Source organism: Shewanella sp. 10N.286.54.B9, assembly GCF_041468565.1.
Lineage (GTDB): Bacteria > Pseudomonadota > Gammaproteobacteria > Enterobacterales > Shewanellaceae > Shewanella.
On the sequence record NZ_JBFRIY010000017.1, the window covers coordinates 1 to 22,555 of the forward strand.

At 44.1% G+C, this 22,555-nt stretch carries 23 protein-coding genes; 8 read left to right on the top strand and 15 right to left on the bottom strand.

Translation table 11 applies throughout. The annotated features are described in order from the left end of the window. Positions 1-249: 249 nt before the first annotated feature. Positions 250-1,173 (top strand): hypothetical protein, encoded by a 924-nt coding sequence (locus AB4135_RS05845; protein ID WP_371991134.1) that lies wholly within the window; start codon positions 250-252, stop codon positions 1,171-1,173. A 69-nt stretch (positions 1,174-1,242) separates the two neighbouring features. Here the strand turns inward: AB4135_RS05845 and AB4135_RS05850 are convergent, their stop codons facing one another. Further along, positions 1,243-2,577, bottom strand: coding sequence for a sensor histidine kinase (locus AB4135_RS05850; RefSeq protein WP_371991136.1), 1,335 nt, complete (start codon positions 2,575-2,577; stop codon positions 1,243-1,245). Then, on the bottom strand, positions 2,571-3,260 hold the full coding sequence (locus AB4135_RS05855) for a response regulator transcription factor (protein WP_371991138.1): 690 nt from the start codon (positions 3,258-3,260) through the stop codon (positions 2,571-2,573). Before AB4135_RS05855 ends, AB4135_RS05850 begins: the two co-directional genes overlap by 7 nt. 125 nt (positions 3,261-3,385) lie before the next feature. Between AB4135_RS05855 and AB4135_RS05860 the strand changes: the two genes are divergently transcribed. The 5 genes from AB4135_RS05860 (at position 3,386) to AB4135_RS05880 (ending at position 9,475) form a co-directional block, all read left to right on the top strand. Further along, positions 3,386-4,432 (top strand): glycosyltransferase family 2 protein, encoded by a 1,047-nt coding sequence (locus AB4135_RS05860; RefSeq protein WP_371991140.1) that lies wholly within the window; start codon positions 3,386-3,388, stop codon positions 4,430-4,432. Further along, positions 4,432-5,856, top strand: coding sequence for an ArnT family glycosyltransferase (locus tag AB4135_RS05865; RefSeq protein WP_371991141.1), 1,425 nt, complete (start codon positions 4,432-4,434; stop codon positions 5,854-5,856). The genes AB4135_RS05860 and AB4135_RS05865 overlap by 1 nt, the downstream gene beginning before the upstream one ends. After that, positions 5,820-6,269 (top strand): GtrA family protein, encoded by a 450-nt coding sequence (locus tag AB4135_RS05870; RefSeq protein WP_371991143.1) that lies wholly within the window; start codon positions 5,820-5,822, stop codon positions 6,267-6,269. The genes AB4135_RS05865 and AB4135_RS05870 overlap by 37 nt, the downstream gene beginning before the upstream one ends. A 104-nt stretch (positions 6,270-6,373) precedes the next feature. Then, on the top strand, positions 6,374-7,897 hold the full coding sequence (locus AB4135_RS05875) for an FG-GAP repeat domain-containing protein (RefSeq protein ID WP_371991145.1): 1,524 nt from the start codon (positions 6,374-6,376) through the stop codon (positions 7,895-7,897). A gap of 213 nt (positions 7,898-8,110) precedes the next feature. Then, on the top strand, positions 8,111-9,475 hold the full coding sequence (locus tag AB4135_RS05880; protein ID WP_371991147.1) for a hypothetical protein: 1,365 nt from the start codon (positions 8,111-8,113) through the stop codon (positions 9,473-9,475). A gap of 562 nt (positions 9,476-10,037) precedes the next feature. Here AB4135_RS05880 and AB4135_RS05885 read toward each other — a convergent pair. Then, on the bottom strand, positions 10,038-10,274 hold the full coding sequence (locus AB4135_RS05885) for a transposase (protein WP_371991149.1): 237 nt from the start codon (positions 10,272-10,274) through the stop codon (positions 10,038-10,040). Between the two features lie 445 nt (positions 10,275-10,719). On the opposite strand from AB4135_RS05885, the gene AB4135_RS05890 reads away from it, so the two are divergent. Next, positions 10,720-11,388, top strand: coding sequence for an OmpA family protein (locus AB4135_RS05890; protein WP_371991150.1), 669 nt, complete (start codon positions 10,720-10,722; stop codon positions 11,386-11,388). A 255-nt stretch (positions 11,389-11,643) separates the two neighbouring features. Continuing rightward, a complete protein-coding gene (locus tag AB4135_RS05895) occupies positions 11,644-12,435 on the top strand; it encodes a molybdate ABC transporter substrate-binding protein (RefSeq protein WP_371991151.1) in 792 nt (263 codons plus the stop codon). Positions 12,436-12,508: 73 nt separating this feature from the next. Here AB4135_RS05895 and mgtE read toward each other — a convergent pair whose 3' ends face one another. From mgtE to AB4135_RS05955, 12 genes are all read right to left on the bottom strand, one after another. Beyond that, positions 12,509-13,873, bottom strand: coding sequence for a magnesium transporter (mgtE, locus tag AB4135_RS05900; protein ID WP_371991153.1), 1,365 nt, complete (start codon positions 13,871-13,873; stop codon positions 12,509-12,511). A gap of 131 nt (positions 13,874-14,004) precedes the next feature. Beyond that, positions 14,005-14,280: an HPr family phosphocarrier protein gene (locus tag AB4135_RS05905; protein WP_371991155.1), complete on the bottom strand. Its 276-nt coding sequence runs from the start codon at positions 14,278-14,280 to the stop codon at positions 14,005-14,007. Continuing rightward, positions 14,267-15,121, bottom strand: coding sequence for an RNase adapter RapZ (rapZ, locus tag AB4135_RS05910; RefSeq protein WP_371991157.1), 855 nt, complete (start codon positions 15,119-15,121; stop codon positions 14,267-14,269). Before rapZ ends, AB4135_RS05905 begins: the two co-directional genes overlap by 14 nt. Before the next feature lie 465 nt (positions 15,122-15,586). Beyond that, positions 15,587-16,030: a PTS IIA-like nitrogen regulatory protein PtsN gene (gene ptsN / locus AB4135_RS05915; protein ID WP_371991159.1), complete on the bottom strand. Its 444-nt coding sequence runs from the start codon at positions 16,028-16,030 to the stop codon at positions 15,587-15,589. Between the two features lie 2 nt (positions 16,031-16,032). After that, positions 16,033-16,320, bottom strand: a complete 288-nt coding sequence (hpf, locus tag AB4135_RS05920; protein WP_020910875.1) for a ribosome hibernation promoting factor — start codon at positions 16,318-16,320, stop codon at positions 16,033-16,035. Positions 16,321-16,350: 30 nt separating this feature from the next. Next, positions 16,351-17,862 (bottom strand): RNA polymerase factor sigma-54, encoded by a 1,512-nt coding sequence (locus tag AB4135_RS05925; protein ID WP_371991161.1) that lies wholly within the window; start codon positions 17,860-17,862, stop codon positions 16,351-16,353. Positions 17,863-17,998: 136 nt separating this feature from the next. Then, the gene (gene lptB, locus AB4135_RS05930) at positions 17,999-18,730 is read right to left on the bottom strand and encodes an LPS export ABC transporter ATP-binding protein (protein WP_371991163.1); all 732 of its coding nucleotides are present in this window, start codon (positions 18,728-18,730) and stop codon (positions 17,999-18,001) included. After that, positions 18,727-19,275, bottom strand: coding sequence for a lipopolysaccharide transport periplasmic protein LptA (gene lptA / locus AB4135_RS05935; RefSeq protein ID WP_371991165.1), 549 nt, complete (start codon positions 19,273-19,275; stop codon positions 18,727-18,729). The genes lptB and lptA overlap by 4 nt, the downstream gene beginning before the upstream one ends. A 64-nt stretch (positions 19,276-19,339) precedes the next feature. After that, a complete protein-coding gene (gene lptC / locus AB4135_RS05940) occupies positions 19,340-19,897 on the bottom strand; it encodes an LPS export ABC transporter periplasmic protein LptC (RefSeq protein WP_371991167.1) in 558 nt (185 codons plus the stop codon). Next, complete coding sequence (gene kdsC, locus AB4135_RS05945) at positions 19,894-20,445, bottom strand: 3-deoxy-manno-octulosonate-8-phosphatase KdsC (protein WP_371991169.1); 552 nt, start codon at positions 20,443-20,445, stop codon at positions 19,894-19,896. The genes lptC and kdsC overlap by 4 nt, the downstream gene beginning before the upstream one ends. Before the next feature lies 1 nt (position 20,446). Next, positions 20,447-21,424 carry a KpsF/GutQ family sugar-phosphate isomerase gene (locus AB4135_RS05950; protein WP_371991171.1) on the bottom strand — a complete coding sequence of 326 codons (978 nt, stop codon included), beginning with the start codon at positions 21,422-21,424 and terminating at the stop codon, positions 20,447-20,449. A 46-nt stretch (positions 21,425-21,470) separates the two neighbouring features. Next, positions 21,471-22,430 (bottom strand): calcium/sodium antiporter, encoded by a 960-nt coding sequence (locus tag AB4135_RS05955; protein ID WP_371991173.1) that lies wholly within the window; start codon positions 22,428-22,430, stop codon positions 21,471-21,473. Positions 22,431-22,555: the final 125 nt, after the last annotated feature.

Below are 22,555 nucleotides of genomic sequence, written 5' to 3' on the forward strand. Positions count from 1 at the left end.
TTGTAGACTATATTGTGGAGAATAACTAAACGGCATAGCCTCCGCCTTGTCAAAATAGCCAATAAACTGCGGCAAAAACAACCGTGAAAGACAAACAGCCCCTAGGCATTCGGATATTTTTTTTTCATCGCCATGCCCTAATCCCGCTTTTTGATTACTGGTTTAATAGTCATCAATGCATTACCACTTCCCTCTAAGTTAGCAGTAATTTTGGAATAGGGGGAAACATATTCTTATGAGATTAAATTTATGTCTAACAACACTATTTTCTCAAATACGCAATCAGCACAGTTAGTGTCTTCAACTACTGCGACTAACAAAACCTTTATCAACGGAGCGTCTAGCACTATGAGTACAGCAAACAAGTTTTCAAAAGTTATTTTAACCACATTATGCCTAACTGTACTCACAGCATGTGCAAGCAGTGAAGGTGTTGGTGAGGATGGGCGTGACAGTAATCGTGGCTTTAAAACAGGCGCAGCTGGTGGTGCTATTTTAGGGCTAGCAATGGGCGCGGTTGCTGGGGATGCGAGCCTTGCATTAAAAGGGGCGGCAGTTGGCGCCGCGGCAGGTGGTGTTGCTGGTGCGAGTGCTGATTATGCTAATGACAGAGAAGATTACCGCAATGAGAATGCCAACAAAAATATTAATATTAATGGCTTATCAGGTACACAAGTGGCCGGAGCTACAGCGCCTGCAACTACTTCGCAGAACTGGGATCGCTTAGATACTTTTAGCGGACAATGGCAGGTCAATATCTGGGCATTGGATAGCAAGGGCGAGCGCGTAGAAGCGACTGGTGTTGCTCAAGGTGGATTGAGTAAAACCACGGCAGCGACGTTATCGGTAGAGAACTTGAAGGTGTTAGGTGTAGAGCAAGACCTAAACGGACAGGTTGAACTGTCATATACACCAGCGCAGGGCTATCAATTGCAAACGGATTTTAATGGCAACAGTAAGCTTAGTTTTTCAGGTGAGTTCCAACCGCAGCTGCAACGTTACAATTATTACCCTGTGGGTGCAAACGGACAAACCTTTTCTGGAAATGAGCGTAGCCAAATGCGCTTAGAGCTTAGATTTGCAGGACAAGATGTTTTCTTGGTCGATAGCTACGCAGTGGTTGGTGGCAAAGAGGTGCAGATCCAGTCATACCGCTTTACTCGTCAAAGTTAGGAAAAAAGGATAAGTGCCAATCGATTATCGATTGGCACTTTGTTGTTTCCTCTGCGGGGAGGCTAAACGTTAACTCTCTGCTTGGGGAAAAGTTAATCGGGCGCTACAGCCTGTCGGTTGGTTATTGGATAAACTGAATTGCCATTGGTAGCGCTGGCAGAGGCTATCGACAATCAATAAACCTAGTCCATGGCCATTGGCATTATTATGCTCGGATGCCGATAGTCCGCGCCCTTTATCAGTAATGACAATCGCATCGACATTGACTGAGATGGTAATCTCTCCAGAATCGCTGGCGTTTATGGCATTGCTGATGACATTTCCTAACAACATCCGCAGCACTGCAGGAGTCGGTTTGATGACAGGCGCTTGCTTAAAATCAACCGATAGCTTGATCTCTTTACTATTAGCTAATGCCTGTAGTGGTTGAGTAATACTTTCGATTTCAGCTTGCTGTAACGATCTAAGCTGTGTGCTGCTGGTGGCATTCTCCTGCTTGACCAAATTGAGTAGTGCATCAATGGTATGTTGCATGTCGAGTGCTGCACGTTGTATGCGGCTGCGTTGGCGGGCTTGAAACTCTGCAGCATTATTTTGCTCTTGCAGTTTTGCTGCGCCACTGATGACAGTTAAAGGGGTTCTTAACTCGTGACTGGCATAGCGAGCGAAAGCTTGTTCCTGCTTAATCATCATCTCATTTTGCTGGCGGTAGTCATTCAAACTGTTAGCGAGCTCTGCAAATTCAGCCGCTGACTGCTCAGGTACGGTAAATACTTTGCTTGATTCAGGTGATTTTAATTGCTCACTTAGCTGTTCAACGGGCTTAACTAAGCGACAACTGAGTTTATGGATAACGAAGCCAAATAAGATAAATAGCACACCAATAAAGCACAGCACAAATAGGCGAATAACATTCCATTCTCTATCGCTAAGTTCCACGTTTTCAGCCGGTGTAATGAGAAATAACGGCTTTAATTCGCCATTGAGGATGAACTCACCACGATATAGGAAAACTTCTTCAGAAAGGGTGGCTTGATTGCTAGAGGATGGTATCCATTCATGCAGTAATTCACTCGCTTCACTGTTGGTGACCTCTCCTTTAAAGCCCACCGGAAACTTCTCTAAATTGCCATATTTCTTGGGGATCAGCTCTGGAGAGTAGAAAGCTTGAGTATGTAAGATATTGAGAGGCTGCTCGGCCCCGTCTTGAAACGAGGCAATAGCGTAGGGCGCGGTTGTTTCGAGTTCTTGTTGGTTAACAGCATCTTCAATCCATTGCATTAAGCCGAACATAGACAGGTAAATGGTTAAGCCAATGATGATTGCCAAACTACTGAAGTACCACATTAACTTATGCGGCAAGCTCGAGGCGGTGGAGACTCGATTGAGTAGGCTATCTAGCAAAGTTCTTCTCCAAGTTGCAGTCTAAAACCAACTTTAGGCACAGTGGCCAGCATCGGGCATTTAAAGGGTTTGTCGAGCTGATTGCGTAACTGGTACATATGGCTACGCAAAATATCGTTGTTCGGTGGTGATTGGCCCCATAACTCTTCAATGATCTGTTCACGTTTGACCACATTTGGCGCATGTTTTATCAGTAGCAGTAATATTTGGTAGGTGGTTGGGGTCAGTGCTAACTGCATTTGCTGACGATAGGCTTGATGCTGGGCGATATTAACTTCAACATCACCAAATTTAAGTACACCTTGAGCAACTTGGCCACGATGACGTTTTATCAGCGCTTTTACCCGAGCATCAACCACATCTAAATCGAAGGGCTTTCCTAAATAGTCATCGGCGCCGCAATCAAAACCTGTGAGCAGATCCGCTTTATTATCGAGTGCAGTTAACATCAAAATTGGGGTACTACAACCGAGTGAGCGTAGTGCCTTACATAGGCTTAGACCGTCAAGCTTGGGGAGCATGAGATCTAATATGATGGCATCAAAGTCAAACGCTTGCGCTAAGGATAAACCCAGCTCGCCATTATCGGCGAAATCAAGCTCCGCACCTTGTGCTTCGAAGTAATCTCCAAGAATACCTGCGACGTCTATATTGTCTTCGATAATGAGTAATTTTAGTGTCATAACGGATCGGTAAATGCAGCTGTCAGTACCGTCTACTGTAGCACTATTTTTGTCGAAAAAATGTCAATGACATTTTCTTCACTTTACGGCTGGCATGCTACAGCAAAAGTTGATGAGGATCTCGCATGACATACGCTCGCGTGGATGACGGCAATCGCACCGAAGTGTGTTTGTCAGTGATAGTACCACTGTTTAATGAGTCGCAAATGATTGCGCCGCTGATATCTCGGCTTACCGCTGTGTTAGCAGAACTTGATGAAAGTAGTGAAATTGTATTTGTTGATGATGGCAGTAGTGATGACTCTTGGTCAAAAATAAGCCAGCTGCCTTTAGCAAACAATGAATATCAATGTATTAAACTGAGCCGAAACTTTGGTAAAGAAGCGGCGATGTCTGCAGGTATTGAGTATGCACGTGGCCTCGCGGTCATTATGCTGGATGCGGATCTACAAGACCCACCCGAGCAGATCCCCTTGATGCTTGAACAGTGGCGTGCAGGCTACGATATCGTCAACATGAAGCGTAGTAAACGCTTGGGTGAAACTTGGTTTAAACGATTTTCTGCAAGCTGTTTTTACCGGCTAATGAACTGGGTGTCTGATTCTCCTGTGCCGGAGAATGTGGGGGATTTTCGTTTAATGAGCCGCCAAGTTGTGGACAGCATTAGAGCTTTACCTGAGCGTAATCGATTTATGAAAGGTCTATTTAGCTGGCCGGGATTTTCGCAGAAAACCTTGGAGTTTGACCGCGACCCTCGCTTTGTAGGGGAGACCAAATGGAATTACGGCAAGCTATTTGGCTTGGCGATGGACGGTATCACCTCCTTTAGCTTTAAACCGCTGCGGATTGCCACTTGGTGTGGGGTTTTTACCGCCTTTAGCGCTTTTGCTTATGGTGGCTGGGTGGTCAGTAAGACATTGATCTATGGCGAGACTGTAGCGGGTTATCCTTCGATGATGGTGGTGCAGCTAGGTCTCGCTGGTATTCAGTTATTAGCCTTGGGATTAATAGGTGAGTATTTAGGACGAGTGTTTGTTGAAGTTAAGCAGCGACCACTTTATTTGATTGAAGAGGTGGCTTACAGCCAATCATTGTCGCAAGTTAAACCTAATCGAGCTTCCACCACTTCGAGCGTTGCCAAGAGCAATGTCAGCTATTTGGAGGCGAAGTAATGCGAGCGTTAAGCACTGGACAGAAAAGTATAGCGGTATTGTTGTTAGTGGTATTAACCCGATTGCTGCTGTTGCCTTTATATCCGCTGATGGACACCACTGAAGCTCGTTATGGCGAAATGGCGCGATTAATGGTTGAGACGGGAAACTGGATAACCCCTTTGTTTGACTACGATGTACCATTTTGGGGTAAACCGCCTCTGCATACATGGATGAGTGCGGCGTCAATCGTTCTTTTGGGGGTCTCTGAGTTTGCAGTGCGTTTTCCACATTGGATCGCGGCAATGTTGACCTTAGCTGTGGTCGCTGTTTTCGCTAATAAGCAGCGACTTCCGGTGTTGCCTTCGTTAATTATTTTGGCCTCTACTGCGGTATTTATTGTCAGTGCCGGTGCCGTGATGACTGACATGGCGTTAACACTAGGCCTGACGATGGCGATGGTCGGCTTCTTTTTGTGTTGGCAAGGGGAGGTGCGTTGGGGCTATTTCGGTTTTATTGGCTTGGCGATTGGCTTGCTAGCAAAAGGGCCTGTAGCTTTGGTTATTTTTGCCATTGGTACAGGGTTATGGTTGTTGTGGCAATATGGGGTGTTTAGACCTTGGAAATTATTATGGCAACGCACTCCACTCGTCTCAGGCTTGTTATTAATGTTGATTATTGCGTTGCCTTGGTATGTTCTGGCTGAAAACGCGACGCCTGGATTTTTAAATTACTTTATTGTCGGTGAGCATTGGTCGAGGTTTGTCGATAGTGGTTGGCAGGGGGACCTTTACGGTAGTGCTCATGATCAAACTCGTGGCACCATTTGGCTTTATTTCCTTGGTGCAGCGCTACCTTGGTCGGCCTTTTTGCCGCAAGCCCTATATAAAATTTATGTTGAAGCACCTAAACATAGCGATAAGCAGCTTAATAGCAACGACAGCGCACTCGCCAGTTACCTCATTTGTTGGATGATAGCGCCTATGGTGCTATTCACTCTTGCTGGCAATATTTTACCCGCTTATGTTTTACCGGGGATCCCTGCATTAGCACTGCTTATCACTTTTGCTTGGCGTGGGTCTCTGGTTCCACATCTGCATAAGGTTGCGATTGCTATCGCCGCGTTATTAATGATAGCCGTTGCGGTTATTCACTTCGGTTCAGGAAAAGACAAGAGTGAGCGCTGGTTGCTACAGCAACGCACTGAAATGCTACCGACCTATTATCTTGATAAACGTCCTTTTTCAGCTCGATTTTATAGTGCAGGTAAAGCTAAGGAAATTATTTCGTTGGCGGAGGTTAACCACAATGACACTCGATATTACTTAGTGGTTCATAATTCGAAAATCGAGCTTGGGGTTGAAGATTGCGAAAAGGTCGCTAATAACAAAGATAGAGGTTTACTGTATTGCAGTCGCAGCAGCTCAGTGTTATCCAAACCCTAAGGCGTAACTATCAGCAAGAACTGCAGTTTTTGCTGGTAGGCGCTGCAGTATTTGTCGTTGATGGCACACTTTTCTTTCTATTTTCACAGCAGCTTAACTTTCCGCTAATGCCAGCAAGAGCTTGTGCATTTATGATTGCAGTCTTGCTATCCTGGATGGGGAATCGTTGTTGGACTTTCCGCTCTCGGCAGCAAGTGGCTAAGGTGCGGCAACTGCTGATATCTGTTGTGGTGTCTAGTATCGCTGCCGCTGCTAACTTGAGCGCTTTTTATTGGGTGTCACAACTTTTAGGTAAAACGATGCTGGATGCCGCTCTAGCATTTAGTGTTGGCGTGTTGGTCGGGCTAATTTTAAATTGGTTGGGGGCTAACTTTTGGACATATAGAGCGATTGAACATGAAAAATTAACTTAAAGCGGCTCGTTATGTTACAAACTGTTAAATTTGCTTTTACTCTGCGCTTAAAACCGCTAGCTTCAAGGTTCATACTTTTGTGATTGCTAATGGAGCGGAACAACATGGAATCGGTTTTAAAAGGCTTAGGGGTGAGTTTAGCGCTCGTGACTGCGGTCGTAGCTCAATCTGCAGAGGCTAAATCTACGCCTAAATTGACCTTAACTGAGTCAACATTAAATGCGCCTTTTAATTTGACTCATTCGATAGTGGCAGCAGACTTATTGCCTAGTTCCGGTAAAGAGTTAGTCGCTTTTGGTGTTGATGACTTAAGCCAGCGCTGGATGGCCATTTATGGCTTAGATAAGGGGCAATATACGTTAGCGCTAAAGATAGCGCTGCCTCAAGCTATGCACTCCTTCGACATTACAGAATATCAAGAGGGCAAGACCCAGCAACTGTATTTTTTGTCCCAAGATAAGCTGCATGTGTTTCAGCCACAAACCGCGACAGCCAAAGCTGAATTAGCGGCAATTGCCAGTATCAATTCGCTATCCTTTAAATCTCGTCCAGACTACTTGAGCGAGGGCGAGTTTATTGCAGATCTTAATGGTGATGGTGAAGATGATATTTTGATCCATGACTTTAATCAGTTGCAGTTGTTTATTGCCGATAACGGTGAATTTAAACAGCAAAAGCTGCCAATAAAACCGCAATCTAGGCTATTTGAAGATGGCGCAACTTACACTCAGTCTAAGCTCTATATTACTGACATCAACTTGGACGGCTTAGTTGATATTGTCAAAATTGGTGAGGGCGAGTTAGAGCTGTATAGCCAAACAGAAGACAAGCTATTTAATCCAATTGCTGAGTATGTGTCTGTTAGGCAACCAATAAGCGGTATTGACTGGTGGAACAAGCGCGACGCCTATGGTGAGCAGCTTGACCAGAGTGAGTTGGTGTACCGTAAAGTGGAGGAGCTTAAGGACATCAACAACGATGGTATTACCGACCTTGTGGTGCGTTATACCAAAAGTTCTGGCGTATTTGATAGGGCAAACGATTATGAGGTTTATCTCGGCGAGAACCAAAAGGGCAAGCTCGTGTTTCCAAAAGTAGCCAATAGCGTTGTTAAAGCTGAGGGTACGTTAACTGGGCTGCAGTTTATTGATATTGATAGTGACGATAAAGTCGAGGTGATGGTCGCTGGGTTTGATATTGGCGTATCACAGATCATTGGGGCCTTGCTGTCAGGCAGTATCGATCAAGATGTGCACCTGTTTAAAATGGACGCGCAAGGGCGTTTTGCTGAAGAGTCTAATGTGAGTAAAGAGGTGGAGCTTAATTTTAGTTTGAGCTCAGGACAAAGTGGCAGCCCAGTGGTCAAGCTAGCGGATCTTAATGGTGATGGCCTTAAAGATTTAATCTTGTCGGATGATGAAGACACGCTAAAGATCTATTTCGGCGCGACTGGCGATACTTTGTTTAGTCGCAATGCTGAAAAGCATGATTTAAAACTGCCAGTTGATGGTGGCATGCTGCAAAGTGATGACTTAAATGGTGATGGTAAAGAGGACATCTTGATTAAATACGGCAAACAAGATGATAAAGCCCTCGCTAATCAGTTTAGGGTCTTTTTCGCCAGCTAATATATATGAGGGGTTGTCACAAGCAACCTCTGTTACCCTTTAGTCACATTTTTAACCGTGATATCCACGCCTTTTATTCCTGCAAATACGAATAATAACCCTATTTTACAAAGCTATATATATCCTTTCCTTACATTGCAATTGCTGACAGTTCTTGACGTAAATTATTGGTCATAGGTAATGAGTTTGTCATTAATCAGTTAAGGAAAATAAATGAACTTCACCCCTCGGAGTATGAGTTGTCTCTTTTTAGCATTGGTTACAGTTACAGGTTGTAGCTCAGATGATGAGAGCGATTCAAGCAGCGAAGCATACGTACAATACTACAGTGCGTCAGCTAATAGCACGGCAACCGCTTTAGTTTTAGATGATTATCAATATACCGCAATCAATTACGCAGATTCTCAACCTCGCTATGTTTACAGCACGGGTACGGTTGAAATGGAAGTGGTTGGTAGTGATGAATCTGGCGATGAGATATCGCTTTACACTTCAAGTTTGTCACTTGCGAACGGCGATGATCATTTCTTTGTTTTGACGGGGGACTATAGTGAACCAGAGTTATTAGATATTCAGTATGACCGCACAGAGATGGATGAGTTGAATGATGATGACAGTGATGACTACAGTAAAATGCAAGTCTTGGTAGCCCACGCTGCGCTAGGAGAAGCCACTTATGATGTTTATTTCGGTAAAGACGGTGAGGGCTTTAGTGCTGCCGCTATGTTGGATTCGCTTAGCTATAAAAGCTATTCCAGTGAAGTGATGTTTGATACTGGCGATTATGTGCTTTATCTAGCGGAGACAGGAGCGAGCGTACCTATCTATACAACAGCAACGTTGGACTTATCGTCTAACACCGTTTATAAGTTTGTGATCCGCAATAGTTTTGGTCCAGGAACCCCTAAGCTCACTATTGATGCTGTTGATTCAACCGGCAGTCCAACCCAATATGCCAATATCGATGCCAATGCTGAGTATCGTGTTTTCAATGCGCTTATTAATGCTGAAGAAATTGATATCACAATGTCGAGTAATCAAGAGACGCAATATCTATATGATCTCGGACAATATGAGTTAAGTGATTTTACTGCTATTGGCTACAGTGATTATGGCGTGACTGTTACAGACAAGAGTGCCAATGAAATTCTGGCGAACAATCTATTAGTGACTTTTAACCAAGATGAGAGCAAGTCGATACTGGTGTACCAAGATGCATCAGGCATAACCAAAGGCATGACATTAACTCACGACCATCGTCCACAAGCATTCACTCATCAAATTGATTTAGCGAATTTAGTTTTTGATTATGAGGCGCTTGATGTCTATTTCGTTAAACCAACAGAAACTATTGAGTCGGCCGAATATAAACTTAGCTATGTAGAATTCACTGAATTGGGGACGCTCAGTATTGCGTCTGGAGAATATGAGATAAATGTTGTTTTTGAAGATGACAATGAAACGCTGACTTTGCTCTATCAATCTGAGCCAATACTGTTTGATAATGCCGGCAATTACACCATGGTGTTACATAAGGACGAATCACAGTCATTAGGTTATCGACTGACGATTCTGTAATGACTCACCGAGACGTTATTTTCGTGGTAAAAACTAGGGGCTGTTGATCATTCACGGTTGTTTTTGCCGCAGTTTATTGGCTATTTTGACAAGGCGGAGGCTATGCCGTTTAGTTATTCTCCACAAATAGTCTACAACACAGTAAAAATAGCCAAGAAACGCGGCCCTTTGGGTTCGTTTCAATTCTTTTATTCTTTTATGACTAGACTGCGTTACGAGCTTTTCGCTTAGCCAGCTAAGCATCATCGCTCAAGCCTTGTACTAAAATAATTGAATTCGAACAAAAACTAAGCTCGAAAGATCAACAGCCCCTAGCATCTCACCAGTACGACTATTACTTTTCTAACCTCTTGAGGGCATCGGTATCGATGCCTTTCATCACTTCTTGTTCAAGTGCATGCTGCTGGTTTATGTCGTTGGCTTTACTGTGATGCTGGCGTGATAAATAAGGGGAAGAGGTGCAGAGGTAAAAGCGAAATTAACGCGCGATTATTATTGTATTTACGATAACTTTATCATTTCGTTTGGGGGCTAAACGATAAACTTATACCTCTGCAAAGGCTTACTGAGTCATGAGCGTTAGTTCTTGAGTTAGCCGTCTAATTTTATTGCGTAACTGCGTTATTTCTGACTTTAATACTATGGTGCGACTAGCTGGTTGCTGCTCACTTTGACGTACCAGTTGATAAACAACTTTGGTCGATAAACCATATTGCTTTGCGACATCCGACAAGAGTCGGCCGTTATTTTTGACTTCATGGATGATATTAAGGTTGAGCTGATTTTTGATTTCGGTCATTGCATATCCCTGTCACTACTTTTAATTAGTCGAAAGGTTATCTACTCGACATCCCATTGGCTGATCCCGAGATGCTTAATTACATCGACAAAGCATTGGTAGCTTATGAATATAGCTTTAAGGTCATTCATGTTAATCCTTACATTCCCTTTAAATACTACTTTATAGGTATGCGTGTTTTGTGCCATATTTCAAAAACATATAATTAGCATCTAAAACAATAGCTTGTACTTATCCTCTTACTTGCTAGTTGTAGCTAAGTGATGGTGAAAGTGACAAAAGAGGGCAAGCTTGCTTGTTTGTGGTGCAACGAGGAGAGTCATACGATTTTAAAGCGTTTGTCGCATAGGGCATTGTCTATTCACTGGCGACTTATATACTGCTAACAAATTCACTCGATATGTTGTCGTCTTTATTCGCATGAAGACAGTTAGGAGTCATGTTTATGAGTATTAAGCACAGCAGTGCTATCGCTAGTTGTATTGTTGCAGCAGTGTTTGTTTCAGGTTGTCAGACAACCAATCCATACAGTAATGAATCGCAAAATGCCAAAGCGACTAATGGTGCTTTGATCGGCGCATTAGCCGGTGCTGCGATAGGGGTTGCCTCATCAAGTAAAAGTGATAGAGGTAAAGGTGCATTAATCGGCGCAGCATCAGGCGCAGCCCTTGGAGGTGGTATTGGTTACTACATGGATGTCCAAGAAGCAGAGCTGCGTAAGCAACTACAATCTTCGGGCGTGAGTGTGACTCGTAGTGGTGACACCATTATTTTGAATATGCCAAATGATGTGACTTTTGGCGTAGATCAAACCGATCTCAGCCAGCGAGCGCAGCAAGTGCTTAATAGCGTAGCTTTGGTCGCGCTTGAATATGATGAGACCAAGCTTAATGTCATGGGCCATACCGATAGCTCTGGAGCGGCATCTTATAACTTAAGATTGTCTCAAGTCAGAGCGAGTGAAGTCGCCAGTTATTTGATGAGTCGTAAAGTGCCGTCAGCGCGCGTGGTCTCCCATGGTGTTGGTGAAGACAGACCTATTACCAGCAATGAGACTAAAGCAGGTCGAGCAGAGAATCGCCGAGTAGAGATTATCCTTAGCCCACTAAGCTAATTTTATACTAATAACTGTCATTGTTATTTACAGAGCAAGCCACCGATAAGGTGGCTTTTTTGTGCGCGAAGGTAAGCTGGTGGCTTGCGACTATTTGTCTAATGAGTCTCGGTTTTGAGTGATCCCATTCAAGTGCTTGAAGATGCATCGTCTCGCAAGGACGTTATAGATTGTTTTCAATGGATAAATGCTTTTTGATCGCCCTCAGTTATTGCTTTATTTATTGTCGCGTTAAAGTCACTTATGGAAACTAACATGAAAAAATGGATTGTAGCTTCGTTATTAGTCTTACCACTCACCGCTAGTGCAGCACCTATTGAGATGCGCGCCGCGGGTAGTCTGAAAAATGCTATGTCAGATATTGTTGCTGCATATCAGCTAGAATCAGGGCAAGCGGTTAATAGCAATTTTGCACCGTCAGGTCTGCTTAGAAAGCGGATCGAAGCGGGTGAAGTTGTCGATGTTTTTGCTTCAGCCAATATCAAACACCCTCAAACGTTGCAGCGCAATGAACTCGCTGAAAGTGTAGTGATGTTTGCCCAAAACCAGATGTGCGCTATCGCTCAAGCAGATGTTGAGCTGAGTAGTCAAAATCTGTTGCAGAAGATGCTTAACAGCAATATTAGACTCGGCACGTCAACACCTAAAGCCGATCCGTCAGGTGATTATGCCTGGAAGGTTTTTGCAAAAGCAGATGCAATAACAACGGGGGCACAGCAACAGCTAGAAACTAAAGCGCTGCAACTAACTGGTGGTGAGAGCAGTAAAAAAGCGCCCGCTGGACGCAATACCTATGGTTGGGTGATGGAGAACAATCGCGCCGATATTTTCTTAACCTACTGCACTAATGCCGTGTTGGCACAAAAAGAGGTGCCTAATCTTAAGGTGGTCCAATTGCCTAAAGAGCTAGCGGTTGGCGCTAATTACGGCTTAGTGGTATTAAAGGCGGCCAAGCCAGATGCTTGGAAGTTGGCGATGTTTGTTTTGTCTGAAAAAGGTCAGTCTATCTTAGCCAATTATGGTTTTAATGCGCCGTTAAAACGTTAAGTTTTGAAACGTTATCAACCTGACAAAAATGCCGCCCATACAGGCGGCATTTTCTCTGATTGTGTTAGCCGAATTAATTTAACAAGAAAACAGTGGCTAAGCCCAAGAAGGCAAACAGACCAATTACGTCGGTCACTGTGGTTAGTACCATACCACCCGCGAGTGCAGGGTCGATGTTCATTCTTTTGAGAATAAGTGGAATACTGGCACCCGCAAGACCCGCTACCGTCATATTAATCAACATAGCGCCGCCAATAGTTGCTCCTAGGGTGATATCACCTTTCCATGCCCATACGGCGCCGCAGACTAGAACCGACCACAATAAGCCGTTGAGGAAGCCAATGGCAAGCTCTTTACCGATAAGCCATCTAGAGTTACTTTGGCCAATTTGACCCAAAGCAATACCGCGAATAACCAGCGCTAAGGTTTGGTTGCCGGCCACGCCGCCCATGCTGGGGACAATGGTCATCAGAATGGCGATGGTAGCAAACTGCTCTAACGTGCCTTCAAACATGTTGCTGACAGAGGCGGCGAGCAATGCAGCAAACAGATTAACGGTTAACCATAATGAACGGCGGAAAGTACTTTTTAGTACCGGACCAAAGGTATCGGTATCGTCGTCCATACCGGCCATACCCATCATTGAATGTTCAGCGTCTTCACGAATTACATCAACCACGTCATCAATGGTAATACGACCAAGTAGTTTATTATCATCATCAATGACGGGGGCAGACATCCAGTCATGACGTTCGAACAGTTGTGCCACTTCACTGTCTGACATGCCTACGGGAATAGGCTCAACATCGGCTGCCATGATATCTCTGATGGATGAGTCAGGGTTACAGGTTAAGAGATCGGCAATACGCACACCGCCTAGTACCCGGTCTTGTTTATCGACCACGTACAGCATATCGGTTGCTTCAGGTAGTTCGCCGCGAATTCTTAAATAACGCAGTATCACATCGATATTGACGTCAGGTCTTAAGGTCACCGTATCGGTATTCATAATACTACCGGCGGTATCATCGGGATAGGAGAGTGCTTGTTCAACCCTGACCCTATCTTGAGTGCTCATCGACTGCAGCACCTCATTGAAGACACTGTCGGGTAAGCTTCTCAAAATGTATGCTAAGTCATCGGTGTCCATGCTTTTGGCCGCTTTCGCGACTCGTTCGGGACTCATTTGACTGATCAGACTATCTTTTAGCTCTTCGCCCAGCTCGTCGAGAATTTCACCGGTATGTTCTTGGTCAATCAATTGCCAGAGCACTTGACGAGTTCGTGGCGGCGAAGACTCGAGGATAAAAGCAATATCAGTAGCAGCCATGTCCTGCAACATATTGCGGACATGAACGAACATTCCGCTGCCTAATGCTTTGTTCAGCTGATTGAGGCGTTGGTCCGTTGTTTCATTATCTAAGACTTCAATCGGCATGGATCCCTCTCAGGGTCGTTTAAAAGGCGCATATAATAACGTAAGTAATACCAATCGCGTCAAAAATTGCTCTCTGAATATGTTGGATTGGTGTCAGGGATATTAAGGATTAATTTTACAGGTAAAGGGGGTTAGCTGTCTTCGTCAAATTTGGCATTGATTAGATGGCATATAGCCTCTAATGCTAGCTCTGCATCTGCTCCTGTTGCAACTAACTTTATGGATTTACCCATTCCAGTCTCTAACATTAATAAGCCTAGTACACTTACAGCTGATGCTTGTTTTTCGCCTTGGATTATTGTTATTTCAGCATCAAATTCAGAGGCTAACACCACCAGTTTAGTAGCAGCTCTAGCATGCAGGCCAAGCTTATTACATATGGTTACTTGCCGTTCAATTGTTGGCATTTTTTAACTCGCGGTGGCTAGTGGTCACTTTATGTCGTCCATCTTTAAAGTGTTCGGCAAGCCTTTCGGTGACATACACTGAGCGATGCTGGCCTCCGGTACAGCCAATCGCAATAGTCAGGTAACTGCGATTATTACGTTCTAGATCGGGAAGCCATGTACGGAGTAGATTCTCTATCTGCCAGATAAACTTATTCACTAACGGGCGTTGATTGAGAAAGTCCTGTACCGGTTTATCAAGCCCTGTCATTGGTCTTAGCTCGGGTTCCCAATGCGGGTTAGGCAGGAATCTAACGTCGAACATAAAGTCGGCTTCGGTTGGCATACCATGTTTAAACCCAAACGACTCAAACTTGATCATGAGCTCTTTATCAACATTACCCAATAAAATCTCACGAACTTGATCGTTAAGATCGTAGATGTTGAGGCTTGAAGTATCGATATAGTGGTCGACTATTTTGGCTAATGGTTCTAGCTGACGGCCTTCAAGTTGAATGGCTTCTTTCAAAGATATGTTGGAATGAGACAGCGGATGAAGTCGGCGAGTTTCGTTGTAGCGTTTAAGCAATACTTCATCGCTTGAGTTTAGAAAGAAGCTGAGTAACTCCACACCTTCTGGTAGATTGGTTAGGTGCTTTTCCAGCTCAGTTTCTTTCTCTGGCATATTGCGAATATCGACACTAATCGCAACGAGTTCTGAATTACCCGTTAGCTGCTCTAACAGTGTTCCCATCATCGGCAACGGAAGATTATCGACACAATAATAGCCGAGATCTTCTAGCATTCTTAAAAGAACGGATTTTCCAGAACCGGAACGACCAGAGACTAAAACAAGTTTCATCTTTTGACTACCTGATAGAAGTTAGAATGAGTGTTTTATATATGTTTACAAGATGTACAAGGGTATAGATTAACTTTTTTGTTGTTGAAAGCAAGAGCTTAGGCAAGAAGGAGAGAATAAATAATATTGTTGTCATATCCCCGTTCTACCTGAATATGCAGGATTCAGTGGGAATTTAATGGTCTTTAATCACGGCATTGATTGCCACGAATGGTTATTCCCTTGGTAAAATCAATAACACAGAGTAAAGCCCATTAAAGCCCATCGCAGAAGGCTTTGTGCCAGCCCACTTCGTTGTTGCACTGACTTAAAAGGGAATAACCATTTCTACGTTAATACGCCTAGAATTGAACTGGCACATAGCCTCTGAAACGAGCATCTTCAAGTAGAACGGGTATAAATACTTAGGCCTTTAAATAACCTACTTGTATAACATAAGGTTACTTAAAGACCTGACTAAATTAGCTATTGAGTGATCAAATCGTACAGTTCTGATTCACTGCTGCTTTTCCTCAACTGCTTAACGATAGCTTTATCGTTAAGCTTTTCAGCCATTGAAGACAAAGTGGCTAGGTGCTGCTCACATTGCTCTGCAGGAACCAAAAGTGCAAACAATATATCGACCGGCTGCTTATCTATCGAGTCAAAAGAGATCGGTGTTTCGCATTTGATTAATATGCCCAATGGATGGTCAATATTGGTCAATCGCCCATGCGGGATTGCGATTCCGTTGCCTATACCTGTGCTACCCATTTTTTCGCGAGCTAAAAGGCTCTCGAATATCTCTTGTGAAGATAGAGTAGGGTACTGGACAGCGGCAATGTCGCTGATGAGTTCCAGTACTTTTTTCTTACTGCCCGGAGTGGCACAGGTGGTGCACTCCGGCTGCAGGATGGTACATAGTTCCATCGTTAGTGTTTGGTCAGCTTCTCTTTGTGTTTAATAACCTGACGATCTAATTTATCGATCAGGGAGTCGATTGCGGCATACATGTCCGCATGTTCCGAAGTGGCAAAAACTTCCCCTTTTTTAAGGTGGATTCTTGCCTCGGCAATCTGCTGCATTTTTTCTACGTTCAAAATGACGTGGACATTATTGATCTGATCGAAATGACGTTCAAGCTTTGTAAACTTTTCTTCTACATAGCCACGCAGCGATGCAGTGATCTCGATGTGATGCCCAGTAAGGTTAATTTGCATAGAAAATTCCTCCAAGTGCCTAATTTTGAGTTATAAACTCTTACGTTGGTTTGAGGGCGGGATCAGCATTGCTTCACGGTATTTCGCGATAGTACGACGAGCAACTTTAATCCCTTGTTCTGCCAAAAGTTGCGCCATTTTGCTATCGCTTAATGGTTTCTTTTGGTTTTCAGCAGCGACTAACTTCTTAATAAACGCTCTAATAGCTGTAGATGAGCACTCTCCGCCGTCATCTGTGCCGACATGACTAGAGAAGAAATACTTTAATTCGAAAATACCTCTTGGGGTATGCATATACTTTTGAGTGGTAACCCTTGAGATGGTGGACTCATGCATCTCAACAGCTTCTGCAATATCGTTCAATACCATTGGCTTCATGGCTTCATCGCCATATTCAAAGAAGCCTTGCTGGAATTTAACGATGCAGTTACTGACCTTTAATAAGGTTTCATTACGACTTTCTAAACTTTTGATAAACCACTTAGCTTCCTGCAAATGACCACGGATAAACTGGCCATCAGCTTGGCTTTTAGTGCTGCGAGCCATTGATGCATAATGCTGATTAACATTGATTTTAGGCATGTAATCTGGATTGAGCTCAACCACCCAGCGGCCTTTCTTTTTGGCCACTGATACATCAGGAATAACGTATTCATCTTTACTGCGTGTGACTGCTAATCCTGGTCTTGGGTTGAGAGTTTGGATCAGGCTTATGGCTTCACGTAGCTCATCTTCTTTTAGCTTCGTTTTACGCATTAACTGCCTAAAATCGCGCCCTGCAATTAAATCTAAGTAGTCTTTGATGAGTAGGCGAGCATTATCAATATGTGGCGTGGTCGCGGCATATTGAGCTAACTGGATCAAGAGACATTCACTTAAGTCTCGAGCGGCTACGCCAATGGGGTCGAAATGCTGTACGCGTTTGAGCACGGCTTCAACTTCATCAATTTCTATCTCTGGATCGCCCATCGCCTCAAGAATATCTTCACAGTTTTGAGTGAGGTAACCACGTTCGTCAATAGCATCAATAATGGCGGTGGCGATAGCGAGGTCGTTATCAGAGAAAGGGGTTAAGTTCTTTTGCCACTCAAGGTGCTCATACAAGCCTTCGCTGGTTTCACCTTGGAATGGCATGTCGTCATCACGCATTCCGCCTGAGCTTGCATTTGATGAGACGGTATAGACTTCATCCCAGGTGGTATCCATCGGCAGTTCATCTGGCATTGAGTCTTGAGTCAATGCATCAGAGGTTTCTACTGCGGCACTATCTTGCTGGGGATCGACTTCGGCGCTGGCGCTGTAATCGTTGTCGCTATCAGATTCTGAGTAGCTATCGGATTCGCTGGTGGTGCGATCTTCGTTGCTGACAGCTTCGCCGTCAGATTGCTCTTCATCTAATTCGAGTAGGGGATTAGACTCTAATGCTTGCTGGATCTCTTGCTGCAGCTCTAAAGAGGACAGTTGCAGTAAGCGGATAGCCTGCTGTAACTGTGGAGTCATGGTTAGCTGCTGACCCATTTTGAGCTGAAGTGACGCTTTCATCTTACCGCTATTCCCTACACTGTAATTAAACGTTGAAGCTCGTTAATTTGGCGAAGAGAGCGCAAAGGCCCAACACTATGATTATATTAGTATACTTAACTAGTGCCGCGCTTTAAACGCTCATGTTGTTGATTAACTATAGCCTGAATTGTTCACCTAAGTACACTGCTCTAACCTGCTGGTTGTCTAAGATTTCGGCAGGCGTGCCTTCTGCAATGAGATTTCCGTGACTTACGATATATGCATGTTCACATACGTCTAATGTTTCACGAACGTTGTGGTCAGTAATAAGCACACCTAGGCCGCGACTTTTTAGCTGTTCAATGATTTTTTTAATGTCGATGACCGAAATAGGATCGACACCTGCAAAAGGTTCATCAAGCAAAATAAATTTTGGATTAGCTGCTAGCGCTCGTGCAATTTCAACTCGACGACGTTCACCACCAGATAGTGCCATACCTTGGCTATCTCGTATGTGAGTAATATGAAACTCTTCAAGTAAACTTTCTAGCTGCGCTTCACGCTGCTCATTATCAATATCGCTGCGAGTCTGCAGTACTGCCATGATGTTGTCACGGACCGAAAGTTTTCTAAAAATACTTGCTTCTTGGGGCAGGTAACCGATACCTTTTCGAGCCCTAAGGTGCATAGGATCTAAGGTTAAGTCATCTTCATCAATAAAGATCTGCCCCTTGTCGCTCTGCACTAACCCGACAACCATATAGAAAGTTGTAGTTTTACCTGCACCATTTGGACCTAATAGACCGACAATTTGCCCCGTTTTTACCGTTAAACTCACGTCTTGAACAACAGCTCGATTTTTATAACTCTTAGCTAAGTTGCGTGCGGTTAGCGTTTTTTGGATCATTGCTGCTCCTGCTTTTCTATCGGTTCCGCTGGGGTTTCAGGAGTCTCTTCTTGGTAGGCTTCAGGCTGAATGATAGTAATCACTCGGTCATTACCTTGGCCGGTGCTTTCAGCAATAAGTTGCTGTAAACCAATATTGTACTTAATGCGGTTGCCTGTGACCTGGCTACCCTCTTGTTCGAGTGTAGCATCACCTAGCAAGGTTAAGGTTCTGGTCGCGAGTTCGTAACGGATCTCTTTGGCACTTGCCGTTGCGGGGCGACCATCTTCCATGACTTGGGTGTATGTTGCTGGCTTACCCGTAGCGACTAAGGTTTTCCCTGAGTTCGCTTCTTTAGAGAAAACCCGCAACTCATCAGCTTTCATTTTAATTGAGCCTTGAGTCACCTCTACAGGGCCAAAAAAGATAACCTGATTGTTTTTGATATCGGCTTCTTGGCTTGCAGCGGCAATTTTGACCTCTTGCTTAAGGTCATCGACAGCTGCATAGCTGCTAATGCTAAGCAGACACAATAGACCTGCAAGTATGGATTGATTGTATTTCATAACTTCCTTCTACTCGGCCATTAGTGTGACAGTACGAGTGAGTATATTGGTTTTTTTGAACAGCTTATTTAGCATCGTAGATCCCTTCGACTTCGCTGATCAGTTTTACACTTTGAGCATTAAGGTCAGCATAAAGACCTGTACCTTGAATAACAAACTCATTGCCGGTGACGTGAATAATTTCATCAGAGGTCATTATCATGGTATCTAAGTCTAGCTCTAAATAAGATGTCGATAATGTTTGAATCGGTTCTTCAGGACTAATTGAGTCGATAATAACATTGTTTTGCAATGAGACCTTGCCGGTTAAATTGTTATGGCTACCTTGGCTTGCTTTTAAGCGCCATTGTGCTTGGCCATCATCGGGATAGATTAAATATACTGGCTCTGTGAAGTAAGTCATACTGGCATCTTCATAGTGCTCCATATGCTTGGCTGTGACCTTGCTATTTACAAAACCTGCTTCATTGTACTCTGTGCTGCGTAGGTCATCGATGATGTAATTGGGCCGCTCGCTTGCATCGACGTCTAACGTTTGATCACCTTTTTTAGACTGCACCTGCCAATAGAGGATCAGTGCCGTACCAAATAAGGCGATTATCGCTAGTGTGACGCGATTCATATGCTCATCCCATGAGCAGACTCAAATTTGTCTTGGCTAAGCAGCAGTAGATCTGTTAGCTCGCGCAGTGCACCATGGCCGCCTTTAATGTGAGTCGTCATCAAAGCATGTTGTTTCACATATGGGTGACCGTCTGCGGTACACACAGAGAGGCCGACCTCTTTCATAACGGGAAGATCAACCATATCATCTCCGATATAGGCGACTTCATCAGGACGTACATCGTAAAGCGCTAGCAATTCTTGGTAAGGATCGAGCTTATTATCGACGCCTTGGTAGATGTGAGTGACGCCGAGGGCTGTCATTCTGTCTGTGACAATTTGTGATTTTCGGCCGGTAATAATAGCCACGTTGATACCGCTAGATAGGACTGAACGCACACCGTAACCGTCGCGGGTATGAAAGGTTTTAAGTTCCTCTCCGGCATTGCTCATGTAAACCAAACCGTCTGAAAATACGCCATCAACATCACAGATCAATAGTTTGATCTTGCTGGCTGCTTGCCAAACGTCATCACTGATAGGTCCGTAAAATCCTTGCTTAGACATATTAAATAACTCCTGCTTTAACCATATCTAGCATGTTTAATGCGCCGACGGGTTGTTGCTTTGAATTGATGACAATAAGGCCGTTAATATTTTTCTCTTCCATGACTTTCAATGCTTCTGCCGCCAATACATTATCGGTAATCGTGACACAGCCTTTACTCATCACATCAGCGATAGAGGTAGTGCGTAAGTTTACCTCAGCATCAATCACTCGACGCAGATCGCCATCGGTGAAAATCCCGACTAAGGTGTTTGCTTCATCAATAATGGCCGTCATGCCTAAGCCTTTTTTAGAGATCTCATAAAGCGCGTCGGTAATGCAAATATCATGTTTTACTAAAGGCAGTTCATTACCGCTGTGCATCACATCGCTGACTTTTAATAATAGCTTACGACCTAAGCTTCCACCTGGATGAGAAAGGGCAAAATCATCTTTGGTAAAGCCGCGTGCTTGCAGTAAAGCAACGGCTAATGCATCACCCATAACCAAAGTGGCTGTTGTACTTGAGGTTGGTGCTAACCCGAGAGGACATGCCTCTTCTGGTACTTCGATACAAAGATGCAGCTGTGCGAGTTTTGCCATATTTGAATCTGGCTTGCCAGTGACCGATATCATCGGCAGTCCCATACGCTTAATGACGGGCATTAAAGTGAGGATTTCACTCGACTCACCGGAGTTTGAAATAGCAAGTACGATATCGTTTTCACTCAAAACACCTAAGTCACCATGGCTAGCTTCACCTGGATGGACGAAGAAGGCTGGGGTTCCCGTACTGGCTAATGTCGCTGATATTTTGTTACCGATATGGCCTGATTTACCCATGCCCATCACGATAACTTTACCCGTACATTGCAATATTAGTTGGCAAGCTTGGGCAAATTCACTCGAATCAACATACTGATGAAGGTTATCGAGGGCTTGCTTCTCGATATCAATCACTTTGGTGCCCCATTGGCGTAACTGCTGTTCATCTACCATTTCTTGGTCTCTCTTTAATTTACTGCTTTAGTTGCTGCACCCATATTTAAGATAGGAAAAGTAACGCTTGGTATGCAACAAATGTAATCAGTAGTACGACGCCGTGCCACGGTTTTAGTTGCCGTGCGCGTCCGGTCAATAAGATCAGTATTGCAAGTGCACTGCTTGTTGCAAGTACCATGTAGAAATCTCGTGTACTTGCTGCGGCATCAACTGCGCCAGGTGCAATGATTCCCGGTAGCGCAAGTACCGCCAAAATATTAAATAAGTTAGAGCCAACAATATTACCGATAGCTAAGTCATCTTCTTTTTTCAGCACGCCTGCTACACAAGCTGCGAGCTCAGGCAAGCTGGTACCGACTGCAATAATGGTGAGTCCGATAACTAAGTCTGAAAGATGGTAGGCCTTGGCAATTCCAACGGCACCTTGCACCATCCAATCTGCAGACAATGGTAATAGTACCATTCCAATGACTAGCCAGAAAATGGCTTTCTTTGTCGGAACATTTGCTGGGATCTCATTGTCGGCATCAATGGCCAGTGTATCGCGATTTTTATTGGTTAACGCATGCCAAATTAGATAGCCCATTAGTGCAAAAAATAGCACCATTAAAGAGACACCTTCAATACGAGTTAGAAAGCCATCGTGTAAAAAATAACCCACTATCGCCGTTGCGGCTAGCATCAACGGGATTTCGCGCCTTAGGGTTTGCGAGCTGACAGAAATAGCACCGAGTAATGCGGTTATTCCTAGAATTAATGTGATATTCGCAATATTTGAGCCGAGAACATTACCAATCGCAGTATCTGTCATCCCTTCCATTGAGGCTGTCGCTGCGACAAACATTTCAGGGGCTGAGCTGCCCATCGCGACGATGGTTAAGCCGATCAACATCGGTGGAAGGCCTAAATTGCGCGCAAAGGCTGCAGCTCCGTAGACGAACTTATCAGCACTCCAGACTAAAGCACTTAAGCCAGCCACTAACAAAAATATATTAAATAACATCGATTCTTAGTATTTTGGGATATAGCCGCGTATTTTCGCTGTAATTTAAGAAAAATGAAAGTATTGAGACGAGATAGTGTTGATTTGGTTGTACCTCAATGGCCAATTACGTACAATTTCTTCCT

Bases quoted from the DNA above. Each gene is read 5' to 3' on its own strand.
- AB4135_RS05845 (WP_371991134.1), top strand. From the start codon at position 250: ATGTCTAACAACACTATTTTCTCAAATACGCAATCAGCACAGTTAGTG.
- AB4135_RS05855 (WP_371991138.1), bottom strand. From the start codon at position 3,260: ATGACACTAAAATTACTCATTATCGAAGACAATATAGACGTCGCAGGT.
- AB4135_RS05860 (WP_371991140.1), top strand. From the start codon at position 3,386: ATGACATACGCTCGCGTGGATGACGGCAATCGCACCGAAGTGTGTTTG.
- AB4135_RS05865 (WP_371991141.1), top strand. From the start codon at position 4,432: ATGCGAGCGTTAAGCACTGGACAGAAAAGTATAGCGGTATTGTTGTTA.
- AB4135_RS05875 (WP_371991145.1), top strand. From the start codon at position 6,374: ATGGAATCGGTTTTAAAAGGCTTAGGGGTGAGTTTAGCGCTCGTGACT.
- AB4135_RS05880 (WP_371991147.1), top strand. From the start codon at position 8,111: ATGAACTTCACCCCTCGGAGTATGAGTTGTCTCTTTTTAGCATTGGTT.
- AB4135_RS05885 (WP_371991149.1), bottom strand. From the start codon at position 10,274: ATGACCGAAATCAAAAATCAGCTCAACCTTAATATCATCCATGAAGTC.
- AB4135_RS05890 (WP_371991150.1), top strand. From the start codon at position 10,720: ATGAGTATTAAGCACAGCAGTGCTATCGCTAGTTGTATTGTTGCAGCA.
- AB4135_RS05895 (WP_371991151.1), top strand. From the start codon at position 11,644: ATGAAAAAATGGATTGTAGCTTCGTTATTAGTCTTACCACTCACCGCT.
- mgtE (WP_371991153.1), bottom strand. From the start codon at position 13,873: ATGCCGATTGAAGTCTTAGATAATGAAACAACGGACCAACGCCTCAAT.
- AB4135_RS05905 (WP_371991155.1), bottom strand. From the start codon at position 14,280: ATGCCAACAATTGAACGGCAAGTAACCATATGTAATAAGCTTGGCCTG.
- rapZ (WP_371991157.1), bottom strand. From the start codon at position 15,121: ATGAAACTTGTTTTAGTCTCTGGTCGTTCCGGTTCTGGAAAATCCGTT.
- ptsN (WP_371991159.1), bottom strand. From the start codon at position 16,030: ATGGAACTATGTACCATCCTGCAGCCGGAGTGCACCACCTGTGCCACT.
- hpf (WP_020910875.1), bottom strand. From the start codon at position 16,320: ATGCAAATTAACCTTACTGGGCATCACATCGAGATCACTGCATCGCTG.
- AB4135_RS05925 (WP_371991161.1), bottom strand. From the start codon at position 17,862: ATGAAAGCGTCACTTCAGCTCAAAATGGGTCAGCAGCTAACCATGACT.
- lptB (WP_371991163.1), bottom strand. From the start codon at position 18,730: ATGATCCAAAAAACGCTAACCGCACGCAACTTAGCTAAGAGTTATAAA.
- lptA (WP_371991165.1), bottom strand. From the start codon at position 19,275: ATGAAATACAATCAATCCATACTTGCAGGTCTATTGTGTCTGCTTAGC.
- lptC (WP_371991167.1), bottom strand. From the start codon at position 19,897: ATGAATCGCGTCACACTAGCGATAATCGCCTTATTTGGTACGGCACTG.
- kdsC (WP_371991169.1), bottom strand. From the start codon at position 20,445: ATGTCTAAGCAAGGATTTTACGGACCTATCAGTGATGACGTTTGGCAA.
- AB4135_RS05950 (WP_371991171.1), bottom strand. From the start codon at position 21,424: ATGGTAGATGAACAGCAGTTACGCCAATGGGGCACCAAAGTGATTGAT.
- AB4135_RS05955 (WP_371991173.1), bottom strand. From the start codon at position 22,430: ATGTTATTTAATATATTTTTGTTAGTGGCTGGCTTAAGTGCTTTAGTC.